The organism is Variovorax sp. H27-G14 (assembly GCF_046156345.1).
In the GTDB taxonomy this organism is placed as follows: Bacteria; Pseudomonadota; Gammaproteobacteria; order Burkholderiales; family Burkholderiaceae_C; genus Variovorax.
The window spans coordinates 1-16,872 of the sequence record NZ_JAYLVN010000009.1; the positions used below are offsets into that span (position 1 = coordinate 1).

A 16,872-nucleotide genomic window follows, 5' to 3' on the forward strand; every position below is an offset into this window, starting at 1 on the left:
TCAATAAAGAAGTCAAGAAAGGAGGAAGACGCTAGAGTTATGCACAGCCGGCTTCCACGATGCCGGCTTCCATCCCCGGGTCAAAGTTCAACCGGCAGGGTGGGTCAAGATTCAACCGGCGCCGACAGGGCATGAAGGCAAGGCCCGATGGGGGATTTTGATCCAGACCAGGCCCCGGTTGAACGACCACAAGCCTCTGATGCACCTGGTTGAGCGCTTGGCCTCTCTCAACAGCACAAGCCTGATGCTGAGTCGTGAAACGATGTCTGCCGTACGCGTCGGCGTGACCGAGTCACTGAATGCCGAGGTCATGCGACAAAGAACGCGAGCTGCAAACTGGCCAAGCGATGCATCGATCTACACACACTGGACGGCAGCCGATTACGTCGACATGCATCGGGCGATGTTTGAAGATCGGCATGGTCTGGTGTTGGGCAAATGGGGATGTGGACAAAAAATTGGACTACCAAAAAGTAGTTCATGTATTCGTATAAAGACAGGGTTCGGGCGGTCGATCTGTGCGTCAAGGTCGGCAAACGCATGACGACATGACCTCCTCCTGGTTGAAGGATCGGTCAGCGCATCAGTTGAGATTTATCCGGTTGTCCAGCCGCAGGGGTTCAATCCAATCCGAACTGCCCCCCGAAACCTGGACGAATTCGAGGAATCGAATGACCAGGTACACAGAGAAACGGAAGCTTGCTGCCGTCGCGGCCTACAAGAAGGGCGCCGGCGGCTTGCGCGCCACACGGCCAGCGCGCACGGTGTCGGCGCTGATTCGCTGAGGGCATGGATAGCCGCGTACGAGGCCAATGGGAAGGCAGGTCTGTGGCGAAAAGGCGCGTCAACTACGATTTCGACTTCAAGCTCGACGTTCTGCGCCGGATGCAGGATGAGGGACTGTCGTGCAGGCAGGCTGCGCCCTCTTCAACATCCGGCGCCTCGACCTAGTAGCGGAGTGGAGCCGGTTGTACACCGCTGATGGCGCGGCCGCTTTGCAGCCTGGCTGGAAATGGGAACGGACGAGGATGAGCAAGCCGCCGAGCAGTGGCGATGACCGCGAGGCGGTGGAAAGTGACCAACGCAGCCGCGAAGAGTTGCTACGCGCGGAGAATGCTTACCTAGAAAAAGTGCAGGCTTGAGCTCGAACCAAGTCGCGCTCGGCGCCCGTGAAAAGACGTTGCTCGTGCTCGAGTTGAGGCCGCACTTCCCTCTTGCCAATCTGCTGCGCGCGGCTGAGATGGCGCGCAGCAGCTTTTACTACCAGCTGGGGGCTCTCCGCAAAGGTGACAAACACTACGATCTGAAAGCGAAGATCCGCGACGGCTTTAATCGTCACAAGGGCCGATATGGCTATCGTCGGGTAACCGCTGAGCTGCGCCAGCAAGGTCTCATCGTCAACCACAAGACCGTCTAGAAGCTGATGGTCGAGATGCAGCTGAAGTCGCTGGTCCGCCCAAACTACAACGTGAATCGCATTAAGCTCGGGCTCGGAGGCCTAAGTCCATTGGCGTACAGGATGCAGACCGCCGCGGCGCCCGTATGAAACCATAACTGTCCAAGGTTTGGGGGTCGGTTCGATACTTTGCTGACACCATCGTCATGAACACAAGGCGGCAACTCAAGACGGGATCACCGCGCGCTTACTGCAATGCAGAAAAGTTGTGTGACGTAACGCCTGGGGTCACGCAGGACCCAACAGCCGAAATTTCCAAATTAAGTCAGCTGTTCGCCGCTGCATCCAAAATCAGCTCCGCTATCTCGTTCGGATGCGATATGAGCGCCAAATGGCTTGCAGCAAGCTCAATGGTCTTCGCCTTCATGCGCTTGGCGAGGAAGCGCTCGAGATCTGGATTTATCGTACGGTCGTTCGTGGACACTTGATACCAACTCGGCTTGCTGCGCCACGCAGCTACAGTGGTACGCCCACTGAAAAGACTTGTGGAAATCCGACCTTGCACGGCGTAGAGCACCTTTGCCTGCGCGGGGTCGATGTCTCCGGCAAAGTCGCGCAGAAAAGCCTCTTCGCTCAACTGCGCGAACCCGCCGGAGGTGACTAGACCACTGCTGGCCGGCGGCTTGGGGAACTTGGCAGCTAACGCCCCGAAATCCTCACCCGCGTCAGGTGCTCGCGCCGAGACGTAAACCAACGCAGACACTTCCGGTGCGATGCCTGCTTCGCTGATGACCATGCCCGCCCACGAGTGACCTACGAGCACGGTCGGTCCGTCCTGCAGCGCGAGAATGCGGCGCGTGGCCTCGACGTCATCGGCCAGCGTCGTCAGTGGATTCTGTACAGCCGTCGCCTTCAGGCCTGCCGCCTGCAGCCGCCCGATGACTTCGCTCCAGCAGGATCCGTCTGCGTAGGCACCGTGTACGAGCACCACATTGCGCGCGGACGGGCCTCGGGCTCGGCGCGACCGGAGTTCTGCGCGCTCAGGCTGTTCAAGCCGCGTCGTCTGTGCCATGGTCGATGCAGCCATCAGCGCGGCCGCACCTCCCACCATCGTCGCCGAGAAGTTTCGTCTGTTGATCATTGGATTATTTCGTAGGTTGTCGGTTTCAGCGGGCAGCGACCACCGGCTTTTGGGACTGCGCGGCTTTGCCGGCGGCCAACTCGAAGGAGCCACTGTCTTCGCCGTACAGCGCGTCAAGCGTGCCGTTCTTCTCGGCCGCGGCAAGCTGCGCTTTCACTTCCGAACGGGGCTCTGTGAGCTTCAGATGACTCGACAGGTAGGCCGATCCACTGTCGGCACCGTCGAGGGCTGCGAGCGTTCCATTCGCGCGCGCGGTCTGCACTTCAGCCTTCACCTCGCTTCGCGGCTCAGTCGAATGGAAGTGGGAAGACAAGTAGGCGGAGCCACTGTCTTCGCCATAAAGAGCATTCATCTGGCCACTGGCCTCAGCGGCGGCGAGTTGCGCCTTCACCTGATCACGAGTGAGTCCTTGCGCGGATGCTGCGGAAGCCAGAAGTGCCAACACAGAAGAACCGATGAACATCGTTGCATTGAGCTTAATCACAAAAAATCCTTTGCGCACCTGAAACAGTAAAGGTTCGCGCCAGCAGATGCTCCGGCGCTATCCTGAAGTAATGAGCCTTCGCTTGCCCATGTCTCTACTGTCGCCGCGCTGAGTTCCGCAGACATTACCGTGCCCGGAGGAGCGCTACGCCTGCAATGTGCTGCGTTACAGCTGAAACTTCGAGGACGCCGAAGCTTTCTCTGCGCAACAAGCGAAAGTCAGCCTTCAACGCGGCCGCCACCGAAGTTTTGGGTACAAAACTTCGTGCGGCCCGTTCGCGCTTGATTACCGTACTGTGCGCATCGACGGCGATTGCTCCCGGTGCCAAGAAATTCCCGCATTGCACCTGCGAAGTGAAGCTTCGCCGGAACAATAGCGACACTGGACTCAACTTCTCGAGCTTCACTCAAACCGTCACGTCTGGCCTCAACTTACGGGATGCGAAATGTGCGGGCCATGCTTTCCGCCAGTTCCTGCAGACCGAGAGGTTTGCGAAGCAACTCCGCCACCCCGGCTTCGCGCGCGCGTTGCTCAAGACCCGTGCCGACATTGCCGCTCACTAGCAGTACAGGAAGATCAGGTCGAATCGCGATCAGCGCAACCGCGAGTTCGCTACCCAAGAGCCCAGGCTGCATCTCATCGGTCAGAACCGAATCGAAACGTAACGGGTCAGCCCTGAACGCTTCGAGCGCTTTCTCGCTGGAATCAAACCCGACCGGCTCGTAGCCCAACTCGGCCAGCAATTCCTCTGCAAGCTCGACCAGCGGCTGTTCATCGTCCACCACCATCACGACCTGTCCGTTACCCCGCGGCCAAGTTGGCTCAAGGCATACGGGCGGCGCTTCGGTCTCGGGACACTCCGGCAGCCAGACCGTCACACAGGTGCCTTGGCCCGACTCAGTCGCGATGTCGATCAGGCCGTTCAGGTCAGTGACGATGCCGTGCACCATTGAAAGCCCCAGCCCGGTGCCCTCGCCCAACTTCTTGGTGGTGAAGAATGGATCGAATGCGCGCTGCAATATCTCAGGCGACATGCCCATGCCGGTGTCGGCGACAACAAGCCGTACGTAAGCCCCTGGAGTCAACTCGCCGTGAAGGAGCGGCTGCGAAGTGGCGATGGTCACGCGTTCGAGCAGCACCTTGATTGCACCTGCACCGCCCAATGCCTGCGCAGCGTTGGTACACAAATTCATCACGACCTGGTGCAGTTGCGTACTGTCGCCAAGCACGGCGGCCTGGCCGGCATCGAGTTGCGTTTCAATGCGGATAGTTTCTGGCAGAGTGGGCCGCAGCATTCCAAGAGCCTCTTCAACCACTGCCTCGATGCGTACAGGCACGCGCTCCGCCACACCACTGCGGCTGAAATCGAGAATACGGCGCACCAGCACCCGAGCACGTGCGCCGGCCTGCATGACTCGGTCGATGTAGCGCCGCATATCGCTGCCCGGCGCAGCGTGCTGCTGTGCCATTTCTCCGAAGCCTAGGATCGCTCCCAAGATGTTGTTGAAGTCGTGCGCGATGCCACCTGCCAATGTGCCAAGCGACTCCAAGCGCTGCGCTTTCTGCAGTCTCGCCTCAAGAGCCTTTTTCTCAGCCTCACCCTCCTCCAGTCGGCGCAACTGACGCAGTAAGCCGGCAATGGTGAGCACCACCAACGCTGCAAGCAGCATCGTACGAACGGCGGCATTCCGCATCTCGTCGTACCACGGGCGAAGCGCGCGGTCTTCGTCGCGCGTGAGGGTCAGTGTGAGCGGCTGTTGGCCCAAGCCTGCCACAGCAAGCAGCTTGGTCCGGCCGTCCACCGGGCTGACCAAGCGGTTAATTGGTGGGCCGCCTTTGAGAGCCGTGACCTCCGGAAATCGCTGGCCGCTTGGCATGCCGGGGTGTTCTGGCTGCCGCACCACCAACGTGCCGTCGTCCAGAGTGAGCAGCAGCGCGCTGCCTGTGTCCAGTTCGATGGCCGAATATGCTGCCTGTAGCTCTTGCAAAGTAACGATGGCGGTGACAACGCCGTCGAAACGGCCGTCCCGCGTGGTCAGACGGCGGGATACCACAAGCGCTGAGCGTCCGTCGGTACGCGTGATGATTGGATCGTTGATGAATAGGCCGCCTGCGGGGCCCTCACGCTGTCTCTGAAAATAGGGTCGGTCGGACACATCCGACAGTGGTTCGCCTGTGACGCGGGAGCGGTAGCGTTGCCGCCCTTGAGCATCTACCACTGTCAGGATGCTGACCTGAGACACGCCCACCACGCGTGCCGACAGCGCATCCGCAATCGCATCCGGCGGCAAGCCCCGGCCTGTGCTTTCCCACCATTCGCCGGTATCCCGTAAAAGGAGGTTCACGGATTGCAAATTGCGCGAACCTTGTTCGGCCAGAGCCTTGGCCAAGTTGCCTAGCTCGCGCTCGGTTGCCCGCATAACCTGTTCGTGCAGCCGCCAGCTCTCGTGGATTGCCGAGCCAGCAAACGCCGCGACAAGCACAACGCCGGCCGCGATGATGCGCTGACGAAGACGCTCACGCGAGGTCATACCGCGAGCATGGCAGTCACAGCGCCGAGCAGTTCTTCACGCGTGAAGGGTTTAGCGAGCAGACGCTTTACGCCGAGCGACCGCGCCGCCTCAGAGCCGTTGTCCAAGCTGCGAGTTACTTGTGTAGAGATGCCGATGATTGCCGCATGCGGGTACGCGACGTGCACGGCACGGGCGGAACCACTACTACGTGAGCGCGGATGCGGCAGGTCCAGCACGACAAGATCGACTGTGGCGTCGGCCGCAGTGGTAAACCCACCGCCAATCAGTGGCAAAGACCGGACAAGATGCCCCTCGCTTACCAACCATTCAGAAATCAGAACGCGCATGGCGCCATCTTCCTCGATAACGACGATCTTCGACATGAATCGGTTCCTGTTGCTGCGAGCGCTCAAATGCACTCTGCGTAGCAATTACCGCCGACGCAGGTGCCGGTCCGATTTCAGATGGGGCAGCCATCGTTTCGTTTGTAATACACCGGTAAACTGTTCAAGGGTCCATTCGACTACGCTTCGAACGTCATGAACACTGCTTCACCCCATATCCTTGTGGTCGACGATGACCCTGCGCTGCGCGAGTTGATGTCCGACTACCTGTTGGAAAACCAATTTCAGGTCACTGCCGTAGCCACCGGGACCGAGATGAACGCGGTGCTTCAGGAGACCGTGATCGACCTGGTGCTGCTCGATCTTCGCTTGGGTGGCGAGGACGGAATGCAACTTGCCCGACGCCTTCGTGACGTTAGCGAACTGCCGGTCATCATAATGACTGGCAAACAGGATGAGGCAGACCGCGTCATGGGACTGGAAATTGCCGCCGACGATTACGTGACCAAGCCTTTCAGCAACCGAGAGATGTTGGCGCGTATTCGCGCAGTGCTACGCCGTTACCAATCGCGGGCCGAGGCCTCGCCCTCAGGCCACAACGTAAAGCGTCGCGCTTATCGCTTCGCGGGCTGGGAGCTGAACCTGCTCGCACGCCGACTTATCTCGCCCGACGGCACACGCGTGGAGATCAGCAACGGCGAGTTCAATCTGCTGCTGGCGCTGTGCGAGCAACCCCAACGCGTGCTATCGCGAGACCAATTGCTTGAGCTGTCCCGCCTGCACGGTGCCGAGGTTTATGACCGTTCTATCGACGTTCAGATCCTTCGACTGCGCCGTAAGATCGAGGTTGACGCGTCGACGCCGAAGATGATTCGAACTGAGCGCGGCGCCGGCTACGTGTTTGAACCGCGAGTGGATGTGTTGCACTGAGCGTGCGCGCAGGACGGCTCTTGACTTGGCCGCCTGCACAGCGACAAGTCGATACAAAAACTGATTGACGAGCCGCTCGTTCTTGGGTTGTTCGAAGCTGGTTCGTGCGCGAATTTCTTGCCATCTCTGCAGACTTGAGACACATCGAAATGGTGCCGCTCTTTCGAACTTGGTTCAGCAGTGACGACGTGCGTGCAAGAATGATTTCGTCACCCGCACTTCGCGCGAGCACATGGAGTTGCTTTTGAGTCTTGTCTCTACGACCTCGCTTCGATACTTTGCGGAAATTGTCCGTACCGGTTCGCTCAGAGCTGCATCGGAAAATCTGTATGTCGCGGCATCCGCCATAAGTCGACAACTCGCGATGCTCGAAGAATCTCTTGGCGCTCCACTACTAGAGCGACGCCAGGGGCGCGGCACGGTCAAGCTCACCGCAGCAGGAGAAATTCTGATGCGGTATCACAAGAACATCGTCAAAGAGTCCGGACGCTTGCACTCCGAGATAGAGGCGCTTCAAGGGCTGAAACGGGGTCACGTAAATTTCGGGATGCCCGAATCGTTGACACGTGATTTCATGCCGCAGTTTTTTTCAGGCTTCGCGAAGCGCTTCCCAGGGATTTCATTCAGCGTCAAGGTTGGCGGCAGCCCGACATTGGCTGAGATGCTGTTGCAGGACGACCTCGACGCTTGCTTTACCTTCGGGGAAATCGCATTTCAAGATCTCTCGGTTGTCTATACGAGGCTACTGCCGCTTTTCGTGCTTGTTCCTATGGGACACCCGCTTGTGGGCCGTCGATTCCTTCGTCTGTCGGACTGCGCCGAGTACAGTTTTTCGTCGCTCGACTCGTCCCTCTGGGCCAAGCAGCAGTCCGATGAGATGCTTGCAAAAGCCAAGATACGCCCGCGCATTGCACTTGAAACCAACTCATATGAACTGATGCGAAACGTGGCAGGCGAAGGCATGTGCCTCACTTTCACAACCAGGCCGCTGGAAGACCCTTTAGCTCCCCCTAGGGCAGGCTCATATGTACCGCTCAATGACCCACGGGCCAAGCCGCAGCGACTGGCGTTGAGCGTGCACAAGGGCAGGAGCCTACCGATCCCAGTCGAAGCCTTCCTTTCCGACCTGACGGCAGCGCTTCGACAAGCGGAGAAGCGCGCCAACACGAACAAGGCTCCCTCATGAGCCTTGGCTGCGCCAGACGAGAGCCTATTGCACTGCGAGTTCTGCAGGAGTTTTGTACTTCTGCACCGAAGCGAACCTGCGCACCAAATAGTCACCGGACTTGATTGGTGCGTGAAGGGGCTCACCAACACTCGGCAAGAACTCAGGCAGACATGCAACGGGTGTCTCGAAGTCGAGGTTGAAGAAGGTCGGAATCGAATATCGCTCCTTGCCCGTGCGGTTCGCCACGCGGTGCGCATTCGATACATAGACGTCATTGGTCCAGATCTTCACGAGGTCGCCTAGGTTGACCACCAGCGTTCCGTCGACATAAGGCGCAGCCACCCACTCTCCGCTGCGCGTTCGCAGCTCGAGCCCGCCAATAGGATCTTGCGCAAGCATCGTGAACATGCCGTAGTCGGTATGTGCGGCAGCACCCAGCTCGAGGTTGGTGAACGACGCCTGCGGCGGATAGTGAAAGAGCCTTGCCTGCACCATCGGCTTTTTGGCGTACTGAAGGAAGAAGCTTTCTTCCTTGCCAACAGCGCAGGCGAATATTTTCAGCAAGTTCCTCCCAAGCTCGAGAGTGGCATGGAAATAGGCCATTGCCGCCGGCTCCAGCCAGGGCTTGTCCGCTGGCCAGCGATTGGGCCCGTGCAGCGGCAAGCCGTTGGCCACGTCGGGGTCAGTGAGCGGCAAGTCCATGCCCAGCTCATAACTCTCCTTGAGGTCCGGCTTGTGGCCGGGGTGCTGCGTAATGCCCATGGGCATGAAGCCGCGGCGAAAGCGCTCGTCGAACTGGTCTTTCATCCGCTCTTCCATCGGCAGCGACATGTAACGGCGTGTCGCATCGAACACGGCGTCGATTACAGGCTGCGACACACCGTGATTTTTCACGTAGAAGAAGCCGGTGTTGGTGCACGCTGCCTGGAATTGCTCGACCACTGGCGCGATGGGAGCACCATCCAGCCAGGGGCCGAGATCGAGGATCGGCATCTCGTCTGCGGACGCCCTGCGGGGCGCGTCCACCGCGTATTCACTGAGGGTCATTTGGTTGCTCCTTCGTCGGGTTGGGTAAATGCTTCATGTGCCACGGGACAGGTCGGTGAATGCCTCTGCCCAGAACACCACGCGCCGCGCGATCGCCTTCATCACGCCGTGCAGCACGATGCCGATGGCTGAAAGAACGATGAGGATGGCGAACATGCCCGCCGCATCCATCGAGAAGTTGCGCTGCAATATCAAGTAGCCCAAGCCGGCCTGCGCGCCGACGAACTCGCCGACGATCGCACCGATCACGGCCAGCACGATGCCGATGTCCAGCCCCGCGAACACATATGGCAGCGCGTGCGGCAGCCGCACCATGCGGAACACATGCCAGCCCGACGCAGTGAAGGCATGCATCAGGTCGACCTGCTCCCGAGGCGCCGAGCGAAGACCTACGATCGTGTTGGCAAGAACCGGGAAGAAGACGATGGTGGCGGTGATCACCACCTTCGACGTGGTGTCAAAGCCGAACCACAGCACGAAGAGCGGCGCCACAGCCACCTTGGGCACAGTCTGGAAAGCGACCACATATGGGTAGAGAACCAGCTCGAGCAAAGCGCTCTGCCCGATCAGTGCGCCCAGTACAAAGCCCGCGAGCGCGCCGAGTGCGAAGCCCGCAAGAATCTCGTAGAGCGTCACCCAAAGGTGCGGCCAGACCTCGCCCGACCGGAAGATCTCGTAGACAGAACGGGCAACGCCTGCAGGTCCCGGGAAAATAAGGTGCGAGACATTCAGCCCACTCACTACCAGCTGCCATGTGGCCACCACGGCAACAAAGACGGCTGCAATCAGCGCCTTGCGGCGCAAGGGGGTGAGCCAAGAGGTTGGCCGATCAAAGTCAGTTGGTGCGGTGCTCATCAGTCGAGTCCTCCACTCGCGTTCAGGTTGGTTCGGATTTCGCGCACATGACTGCCGAATCTCTCGGTGTTGATCAGCTCCAGCGTTCGAACCGAAGGAAGGTCGACGTCGATCACCTGCGTGACACGCCCGGGCCGGGGCGACATGACGATCACGCGGTCGCCGAGGAACACGGCCTCCGGAATGCTGTGCGTCACGAGCATGATGGTGGCGCCCGTGCGTTCGCGCAGCTTCAACAACTCGCCGTTCATGGTCGCGCGCGTCATGGCATCGAGTGCGCCAAAGGGTTCGTCCATCAGCAGCAACATCGGGTCGTTCACCAGTGCGCGTGCAATGCCCACGCGCTGTTGCATGCCGCCTGACAGCTCTCGGGGGTATTTGGTCTCGAAACCTGCCAACCCCACCAGATGCAGGTAGTGCTGGGCCCGCTCGCGCGCGACCTTGGGGTCGCGCCGCTGGATCTGCGCTGGCACCAGGACGTTGTCGAGGATATTGCGCCAAGGCAGCAGAACTGGCGCCTGGAACACCACGCCGACATCGCGGCTCGGTCCGGTGTGGCGCCGCCCGCCCAGCTCGACAGTGCCGCGGCTCGCGCGCTCCAGCCCGGCAAGGATGCGCAGCAGCGTGCTCTTGCCGCAGCCGCTCGGCCCGACGACGGTAACGAACTCGCCGCGCTGGACGCTGAAGCTTACGTCGTGCAGCGCTACCACGTCGGCCCCATCCTTCGAGCGGAATGTCTTGTGCAGGCCCTCGAAGCGAAACGCCGGGACAGCACCCGAGGCCTCGTGCGTCAACGCTCGACTGCCAGGAAACTTGACAAGCGCGCTCATGCAACTGCCTCTTGTTCGCTGTGGGCGACCCACGCATCGATGGCGCGGAACGCGGCCAAACGCTGCTCGCGCGTAATGAAAGCGGCCTCGAAACTGTTCAGTGCAAGGCTCACCATATCGTCGCGCTCCAGCCCGAGTGCACGCTGGCACGCGAGGTAGTTTTCGTTGACGTAGCCACCGAAGTACGAGGGGTCGTCGGAGTTGACGGTCACGCACAGGCCCGCGTCCATCAGCTTGCGCAGCGGGTGCGCCGCCAGCGAAGGCACCAGGCGCAGCTTGAGATTGGACAGCGGACACACCGTGAGCGGAATGCGCGCCTGCGCCAGCTGCGCGACCAGCGCGGGGTCGTCGAGGCAGGCGTTGCCATGGTCCAGCCGCTGCACCTGCAGCAGCTCGACCGCCTCGCGCACGTATGCGGCCGGACCTTCCTCGCCCGCATGCGCCACCACATTGAAACCGCGTTCGCGGCAACGGCGGAAGAACACTGAGAACTTCGACGGCGGGTTGCCCATCTCTGCTCCGCCGAGGCCGAAACCCAGCAGCCGGTCGTACCAGGGACGCAGCGCGTCGAGCAAGGCGAGCGCCTCGTGCTCGCTGCGGTGGCGCTGCACCACGACGATTACGCCCGAGCTGATGGCGTCTTCGACGCGCGCGGCCTCCATCGCACTCAGCACGCCTTCCATCACCGCGGTCAGCGGCACTCCGCGGCTAGTGTGGCCTTGCACGCCGAGGAACATCTCCGCATGCAGCACGTGGTCGGCCAGCGCGCGGCGCAGGTAGTCGCGCGTCACGTCATGAAAATCTTGCGGCTGCACCAGCACGCGGCAGCCGTCGTAGTACAGGTCCAGAAAGTCCTGCAGGTTGGTGAAGCTGTAGGCCGCGCGCAGTTCTTCCTGGGTCTGCCAGCGGATGGCCACGCCGTTGCGCTGGGCCAGCCGCAGGAACTGCGCGGGCTCGATGGAGCCTTCGATGTGCATGTGCAGTTCGGCCTTGGGCAGGCCCGCTACGAATTGCTCGGGTGTCATATCACAGCCCCTTGCAGGCCTTGGCGGCCTCGACGACCGCGTTATGGTCGAAGCGGTTGATGGCCTCTACGAAACCGGGTTTCAGGTACAGCATCGACTCGGGCGGCAGCGTGCGCTTGATGACACCGTCCTTGAGCATCAGCTCCTGCATGCGCCCGTAGGCGGCAGGACTCATGGCGCCGATCAGTTTGCTATCGGTCATCGCTCCAGCACCGGACATCGTCTCGAGCTGCGTTTGCAGCAACGCCATGTCCCACTTCGCCAGCGTCGCTTCTTCTGCACCCGTGGGCTTGGTACTGGGATAGTTCTTCCAGTGGATCTGGCGCGCGCAGTCGGGATTGGTCTGGGCAAACAACGTCGCCTTTGCTGCGCCGCGTGCAATTGCCTCCACCATTGCCGGATCAGCGTCGATCGTCTTCTGCATGGTGGCCAAAGTAAAGTCCGGCAGTGATCGCCACGTCGGGTCGAAAAGAATGCGCATCTTCACGCCCGCGTTCTGGAAGCCCGTGAGCGCGGAGCCCCAGAACATCAAGGCCTGTACACGGCCCGCACGCAGCGCTTCCAAAGCCGGCGCACCTGCACCGGTTGCGATGATCTGTACGTCGGTGTCGGGGTTCACGCCGTTGGCGCGCAAATAACCTTTCAGCAGCGGCATGCCCCCAGTACCCAAGCTGAAGATACCGATCTTCTTGCCTTTGAGGTCGGCCACTGTATTCACCGGGCTGTCCTGAAGCACACCAACGCCCCAGTCGATCACACCAGTAGCCATCAGTCCACGAACCGCAACCTGATTCTCGGTGTTGGCCTGAATGAGGCCGGTGGAATTGACCTGTGCGAAATCGACGGCGCCCCCCACCATCTGCTGGATGCCCTGGAGCGAACCACCCGTTGTAACGATCTTTACGTCGTAGCCCTCCGCCTTCCAGTACCCCAGCGAAATGGGAAGCGTCAGCCAAGGGTAGGTTACGTTGATGACTTGCGTGCCGAGCGCAATCGTCACTGGTTTCAGCGGCTTTGTCTGAGCCGGCACCTCTGTGAGCGAAAGCAAACACGTCAAGGCGACAAGTGCGGCTGCGGCGCGTCTTGCAGAACGAGCGCAGGCGATCAAACCGACGAAGGCGACTTTCGAAGAGGGGAACATGAACGATCCTATGTGGCTCAGATCGCTGCGAGGTTAGCCGTGGAATTGAATCTCTTTGGATCAATATTCCGACGTCTTTGTTCTAATTTATCGCACATTTCCCCGCACTGCTGGCGCACCGAGTGTGTTCGGCGTGGTCTCGGTCTATGACGTAGGTGCTCGCATCGAAGATCAAGCATGTTTCTCCATAACTTCACTTAAGATCCGCCGGTGCCGAAATCTCACCTGCCGTTTCGCTCCTTGCTCCTGGTGTTGTTGGCTGCCTGCCTGGCCGCCTGTTCGACGATACCGGTCCAAGAGCCGCAAATTCCAACTCAGAGGCTAGACGGATACGAACAGACGCCGCTGGCAGTCATGCTGAAATCGGTCCTCCCCAGCGACGGTCGTTCTGGTTTTCTTCTACAGCCTTACGGCCCCAATTCCTTTGCCACGAGGCTCGAGCTAACAAGGCTTGCGACCAAGAGCCTTGACGTTCAGTACTACCTGCTTGCGAACGACAACACCGGCCGCTCACTGATGCGAGCGCTGCGGGACGCTGCGGCGCGCGGTGTCCATGTAAGAGTTTTGCTAGACGATCTCTACACAGCCGGAGAAGACCAGCTTCTGTTGGGATTAGCGAGCTATCCCAATGTCGAAATACGTCTGTTCAACCCGTTTCCCGGCGGACGCAACGGCGACATCTCTCGCTTTATCGCCTCGGGGCTTGATTTCAGCCGTGTCAACCGACGCATGCACAACAAGCTCTTCGTCGCGGACAACTCGGCGGCCGTGTTTGGCGGGCGAAACATGTCTGACGCGTACGTGCAAAACGCTGGGGGACTCAATTTCATCGACATGGATACCTTCGCCGCAGGGCCAGTGGTGCGCGCGCTCTCAGCGCAATTCGATACCTACTGGAACAGCGAGGTGGTTTACCCCTTGGGCCAAATCGCACGCAGCGGACTTTCGCCCGCGCAGCTGCGGCGGGACTTTGAGCGTCAGACGGCCAGTGCGAGGCCGCCCGAGATCGGCGAGATTCCCAGTGATGGGATCCCGCTGCATCAGGGGCCCGGCGAGCCCGGCAGCGCAATGCAGGACGTCATTCCAATGATCAACCTGCCCTTCGATCTGCGCCGACACACGGTGGGTCGGTTGCTTCTGGCACATGCGAGAGTGCTGTCGGACTCCCCAATCAAGGCAGAGGGCGTGAATGATGGAAACAACACGCTCGATGGAACGGTGACCAAGGGAATCATCGATTGGTTCCACTCCTCGCACCAGAGCATCACAATGGTCTCTCCCTACTTTGTCCCAAGCGACGCTGCTGTTAAAAGTTTGGTGGAGGCACGCCAAGAGGGGATCCGCGTGCGCTTGGTCACGAATTCCTTGGCTTCAACAGATGAGCCTTGGGTCAATGTCGGATACTCGGCGCATCTGCGTAAGCTGATCGCTGCGGGCGTCGACGTGGAAGAGATCAGTCCATCGCTGGCGGTGAAGCGCCGCCGCTTGGGCATCTTCGGAAAACGCACGGCGGCCCTCCATATGAAGTGCGCCATCGTTGATGGCCGGCAGGTATTTCTCGGTTCGATGAACCTCGATCAGCGCTCGGCCAAGCTCAATACAGAACTCGGCGTCATCATCGAAAGCTCAGAGATGGCTCAGCAGTTGGCCTCCCTGTCGGATGACGGAAGCTCTTACCGCGTTCGCCTGAGCACGACGACGAATAGCATCGAGTGGGTAGAGCAAGCTGAGAACGGTGCGGAAATCGTGTACAGCGTGCCGCCTGAGACCACGGCTTGGCAGCGCTTCTGGCTGCGGATCCAGGGACCATTCGTTCCAGAACGAGAGCTTTGAGCGCGACGGTCAGTGCGCGCCCTTCTTGCGGGCGCCAGCTGGCCCCTTCTTTCCTTGTATGCCAGCCGCGACATTTGCTCGCAGTGCGTTTGCAGGCGGCGCCGGAGACGTATCGTCGGCGATCTCCAATATGAGCTCAATCAGCCTGGCACGCTGCTCCGACGAGAACGGCGACAGCTTGAGCATTTCCATGAACCACAGTCCTTCGGTGGCCGCGTGAACTAACGCTCCTCGGTCAAAGCCAGACCCTTCCGAGATCTCGGGGAACCGCTGCTGCCAGTAGCGGCGGATAGGATCTGCGGACTCTTTCAGCATTGACCCTGCCGCCAACATCTTCGTCGTGATCTTGTCGTTGTCACCGCTGTTGTAGACCGAGGCAAGTACATAGGCTTTCAAAGCGCGGCTTGGCGACTCCGGCAGCTTCAAGGCCTCGGCGTTGCGCGCATCAGCGAGCTTGCGTGCAATGGCTTCATTCGCCGCCGTCAGCAACTCCTCTTTGAAGGGGAAGTGGTACAGCAGGCCACCCTTGCTGACTCCCGCACGTTCGGCGACGGCATCGAGCGTCAGCTCAGTCGCGCCGATTTCCTGGACCAGAGCTAGCGCAGCTTCAAGAATTTTCTCGCGCGCGCTCGGCCGTCCTCGCCTAGGTTTGTTGCTCTCGTCCATCGCCATGCCTTAAGAAAATTTCGCGGTTGTTTACTTCGGATTTAGTTTACCGTACAGTCCAGACGGTACAGTAATTCAGTTGTCACAGAGAGCGAGCCCACAGTGAATCGATGGCCCTTGAACTCCTTGAACGGCTCGCAGCCGTTGTCACGAACTATTCGCGTGGGAAGGGGACATTGTGTTTGACTGGAGCGTCATCGTCCGCAGTCGCGAAGAACTGCTGAACGGCTTCCAGCTTACTGTGTTGCTCGCGTGTCTGGCCGGTGGCTTGAGCCTCATGGGCGGGCTGCTGTTGTGCGCGGCCCGGCTCAAAGCACGCGGGCCGGTCGCCTGGGTGCTGACCGCCTATATCGAGCTCATGCGCAACACGCCGCTGCTCATCACGCTGTATCTCATCTACTTTGGCCTGCCGATGGTAGGTTTTCAGATACCAACATTCACTTGCGTAGTGGTGGTCCTGGTTATGCAGCACAGTGTGTTCGTATCCGAAGTATTGCGAGGCGGATTCCTGTCAGTGCCGCTGGCACAGATCGAAGCGGGGCGCGCCATCGGAATGCGCCCACTTGCGATCTTCCGCATCGTGCAGTTGCCGCAGGCTTGGTCAGCTTCAGTACCGGCGTTGATGTCGGTGCTTGTTCTCCTCATTCATGACACCTCGCTGGGCGCTGCAATCTCGCTGGTCGACTTGACGATGGCTGCAAAGGTTATCTCGCAACGCACGGCTGCGAGTTTCGAGCCCTTCGTTGCCATCGCAGTTTGCTACTCGCTCTTGTCGTGGCTATTGAGCCGCGCGGGCAGCTTCTTTGAACGCCGTAGTGGCATCGCGAGGTAGACAGCCATGGAACTGACACTTCTTGCGAATGCAGCGCCACTGCTGCTGCAGGCGCTCGGGCAGACGCTGGTGCTGGCGCTGATCACCACGTTTCTTGCGCTTGTGCTCGGCTTTCTCATTGCTGAAGCAAGCATGCTCGGCGGGCGCGTCGTGGCCTTCGTCCTGCGCTGCGTGATTGAAGGCATTCGGGGAATACCGCTCCTGGTGTTTGTCTTCCTCATCTATTACCTGCTTCCCCGTCTGGGCATCTTCATCGACACGTTCTATTCGGGTTGCGTGGCGCTGGCGCTTTTCTTCGCTACTTATGTCGCCGAGATCCTGCGGGGCGCGCTGCGCACCATTCCCAGGGTGCAGATCGAAGCGGGCAAGGCCTTGGGGATGAGGCACTGGAAGATCCAGCTCGTCGTGGTGCTGCCGCAGGCCGTTCGCATTGCGCTGCCCGCGCTCATGAATCTCGCGGCCATCGTGATCAAGGCCACCTCGGTGGTGTCGATCATCGGCGTGTGGGAGCTCACGCTCGCTACCAACGAAGCCGTGATGCGCACGCTGGCGCCGTTCACCTTCTTCATTGCCGCCCTGGGCATGTACTTTGTCCTTTGCTACGGCACGGTGCGCTCGGCGGCGTACCTGTCAAAGCGCCTGAACAGATCCCAACGGTCCTGACCCA

Annotated in this window: 16 protein-coding genes; 6 read left to right on the forward strand and 10 right to left on the reverse strand. The window is 60.1% G+C overall.

The features are described 5' to 3' along the window. Positions 1 to 1,138: 1,138 nt before the first annotated feature. Positions 1,139 to 1,417: an IS3 family transposase gene (locus tag VLK31_RS20560; RefSeq protein ID WP_409170290.1), complete on the forward strand. Its 279-nt coding sequence runs from the start codon at positions 1,139 to 1,141 to the stop codon at positions 1,415 to 1,417. A gap of 304 nt (positions 1,418 to 1,721) precedes the next feature. Here the strand turns inward: VLK31_RS20560 and VLK31_RS20565 are convergent, their stop codons facing one another. The 4 genes from VLK31_RS20565 to VLK31_RS20580 form a co-directional block, all read right to left on the reverse strand. Further along, positions 1,722 to 2,537 carry an alpha/beta fold hydrolase gene (locus tag VLK31_RS20565; RefSeq protein ID WP_409170291.1) on the reverse strand — a complete coding sequence of 272 codons (816 nt, stop codon included), beginning with the start codon at positions 2,535 to 2,537 and terminating at the stop codon, positions 1,722 to 1,724. 25 nt (positions 2,538 to 2,562) lie between these two features. Further along, on the reverse strand, positions 2,563 to 3,021 hold the full coding sequence (locus VLK31_RS20570; protein ID WP_409170292.1) for a DUF4148 domain-containing protein: 459 nt from the start codon (positions 3,019 to 3,021) through the stop codon (positions 2,563 to 2,565). Positions 3,022 to 3,452: 431 nt separating this feature from the next. Then, positions 3,453 to 5,552 carry an ATP-binding protein gene (locus VLK31_RS20575; RefSeq protein ID WP_409170293.1) on the reverse strand — a complete coding sequence of 700 codons (2,100 nt, stop codon included), beginning with the start codon at positions 5,550 to 5,552 and terminating at the stop codon, positions 3,453 to 3,455. After that, entirely contained in the window at positions 5,549 to 5,917 is a 369-nt protein-coding gene (locus VLK31_RS20580) for a hypothetical protein (protein WP_409170294.1), read from the reverse strand. Before VLK31_RS20580 ends, VLK31_RS20575 begins: the two co-directional genes overlap by 4 nt. Positions 5,918 to 6,073: 156 nt before the next feature. Here VLK31_RS20580 and VLK31_RS20585 point away from each other — a divergent pair, with 156 nt between their 5' ends. Continuing rightward, positions 6,074 to 6,808, forward strand: coding sequence for a response regulator (locus VLK31_RS20585; protein ID WP_409170295.1), 735 nt, complete (start codon positions 6,074 to 6,076; stop codon positions 6,806 to 6,808). Positions 6,809 to 7,040: 232 nt separating this feature from the next. Next, a complete protein-coding gene (locus VLK31_RS20590; RefSeq protein ID WP_409170296.1) occupies positions 7,041 to 7,994 on the forward strand; it encodes a LysR family transcriptional regulator in 954 nt (317 codons plus the stop codon). A 24-nt stretch (positions 7,995 to 8,018) separates the two neighbouring features. On the opposite strand, the gene VLK31_RS20595 is transcribed toward VLK31_RS20590, so the two are convergent. From VLK31_RS20595 to VLK31_RS20615, 5 genes are read right to left on the reverse strand one after another with little or no spacing between them, the layout of a single operon-like run. Then, on the reverse strand, positions 8,019 to 9,023 hold the full coding sequence (locus VLK31_RS20595; protein ID WP_409170297.1) for an isopenicillin N synthase family dioxygenase: 1,005 nt from the start codon (positions 9,021 to 9,023) through the stop codon (positions 8,019 to 8,021). A gap of 33 nt (positions 9,024 to 9,056) precedes the next feature. Continuing rightward, positions 9,057 to 9,878 carry an ABC transporter permease gene (locus tag VLK31_RS20600; protein WP_409170298.1) on the reverse strand — a complete coding sequence of 274 codons (822 nt, stop codon included), beginning with the start codon at positions 9,876 to 9,878 and terminating at the stop codon, positions 9,057 to 9,059. After that, on the reverse strand, positions 9,878 to 10,708 hold the full coding sequence (locus VLK31_RS20605; protein WP_409170299.1) for an ABC transporter ATP-binding protein: 831 nt from the start codon (positions 10,706 to 10,708) through the stop codon (positions 9,878 to 9,880). Before VLK31_RS20605 ends, VLK31_RS20600 begins: the two co-directional genes overlap by 1 nt. Continuing rightward, complete coding sequence (locus VLK31_RS20610) at positions 10,705 to 11,733, reverse strand: adenosine deaminase (protein WP_409170300.1); 1,029 nt, start codon at positions 11,731 to 11,733, stop codon at positions 10,705 to 10,707. Before VLK31_RS20610 ends, VLK31_RS20605 begins: the two co-directional genes overlap by 4 nt. 1 nt (position 11,734) lies before the next feature. Then, positions 11,735 to 12,874: an ABC transporter substrate-binding protein gene (locus tag VLK31_RS20615; protein ID WP_409170301.1), complete on the reverse strand. Its 1,140-nt coding sequence runs from the start codon at positions 12,872 to 12,874 to the stop codon at positions 11,735 to 11,737. A 210-nt stretch (positions 12,875 to 13,084) separates the two neighbouring features. Here VLK31_RS20615 and VLK31_RS20620 point away from each other — a divergent pair, with 210 nt between their 5' ends. Continuing rightward, positions 13,085 to 14,707: a phospholipase D family protein gene (locus tag VLK31_RS20620; protein WP_409170302.1), complete on the forward strand. Its 1,623-nt coding sequence runs from the start codon at positions 13,085 to 13,087 to the stop codon at positions 14,705 to 14,707. 9 nt (positions 14,708 to 14,716) lie between these two features. On the opposite strand, the gene VLK31_RS20625 is transcribed toward VLK31_RS20620, so the two are convergent. Further along, a complete protein-coding gene (locus VLK31_RS20625; RefSeq protein ID WP_409170303.1) occupies positions 14,717 to 15,373 on the reverse strand; it encodes a TetR/AcrR family transcriptional regulator in 657 nt (218 codons plus the stop codon). A 178-nt stretch (positions 15,374 to 15,551) separates the two neighbouring features. Between VLK31_RS20625 and VLK31_RS20630 the strand changes: the two genes are divergently transcribed. Together VLK31_RS20630 and VLK31_RS20635 are read left to right on the forward strand one after the other, a co-directional pair. Continuing rightward, positions 15,552 to 16,205, forward strand: a complete 654-nt coding sequence (locus VLK31_RS20630; RefSeq protein WP_409170304.1) for an amino acid ABC transporter permease — start codon at positions 15,552 to 15,554, stop codon at positions 16,203 to 16,205. Between the two features lie 6 nt (positions 16,206 to 16,211). After that, positions 16,212 to 16,868 (forward strand): amino acid ABC transporter permease, encoded by a 657-nt coding sequence (locus VLK31_RS20635; protein WP_409170305.1) that lies wholly within the window; start codon positions 16,212 to 16,214, stop codon positions 16,866 to 16,868. The last annotated feature ends 4 nt before the right edge of the window (positions 16,869 to 16,872 follow it).

Excerpts from the sequence above, each read along its gene's own strand:
- VLK31_RS20565 (WP_409170291.1), bottom strand. The coding sequence starts at position 2,537 with ATGATCAACAGACGAAACTTCTCGGCGACGATGGTGGGAGGTGCGGCC.
- VLK31_RS20605 (WP_409170299.1), bottom strand. The coding sequence starts at position 10,708 with ATGAGCGCGCTTGTCAAGTTTCCTGGCAGTCGAGCGTTGACGCACGAG.
- VLK31_RS20610 (WP_409170300.1), bottom strand. The coding sequence starts at position 11,733 with ATGACACCCGAGCAATTCGTAGCGGGCCTGCCCAAGGCCGAACTGCAC.
- VLK31_RS20590 (WP_409170296.1), top strand. The coding sequence starts at position 7,041 with ATGGAGTTGCTTTTGAGTCTTGTCTCTACGACCTCGCTTCGATACTTT.
- VLK31_RS20600 (WP_409170298.1), bottom strand. The coding sequence starts at position 9,878 with ATGAGCACCGCACCAACTGACTTTGATCGGCCAACCTCTTGGCTCACC.
- VLK31_RS20595 (WP_409170297.1), bottom strand. The coding sequence starts at position 9,023 with ATGACCCTCAGTGAATACGCGGTGGACGCGCCCCGCAGGGCGTCCGCA.
- VLK31_RS20585 (WP_409170295.1), top strand. The coding sequence starts at position 6,074 with ATGAACACTGCTTCACCCCATATCCTTGTGGTCGACGATGACCCTGCG.
- VLK31_RS20615 (WP_409170301.1), bottom strand. The coding sequence starts at position 12,874 with ATGTTCCCCTCTTCGAAAGTCGCCTTCGTCGGTTTGATCGCCTGCGCT.
- VLK31_RS20625 (WP_409170303.1), bottom strand. The coding sequence starts at position 15,373 with ATGGACGAGAGCAACAAACCTAGGCGAGGACGGCCGAGCGCGCGCGAG.
- VLK31_RS20575 (WP_409170293.1), bottom strand. The coding sequence starts at position 5,552 with ATGACCTCGCGTGAGCGTCTTCGTCAGCGCATCATCGCGGCCGGCGTT.
- VLK31_RS20580 (WP_409170294.1), bottom strand. The coding sequence starts at position 5,917 with ATGTCGAAGATCGTCGTTATCGAGGAAGATGGCGCCATGCGCGTTCTG.
- VLK31_RS20635 (WP_409170305.1), top strand. The coding sequence starts at position 16,212 with ATGGAACTGACACTTCTTGCGAATGCAGCGCCACTGCTGCTGCAGGCG.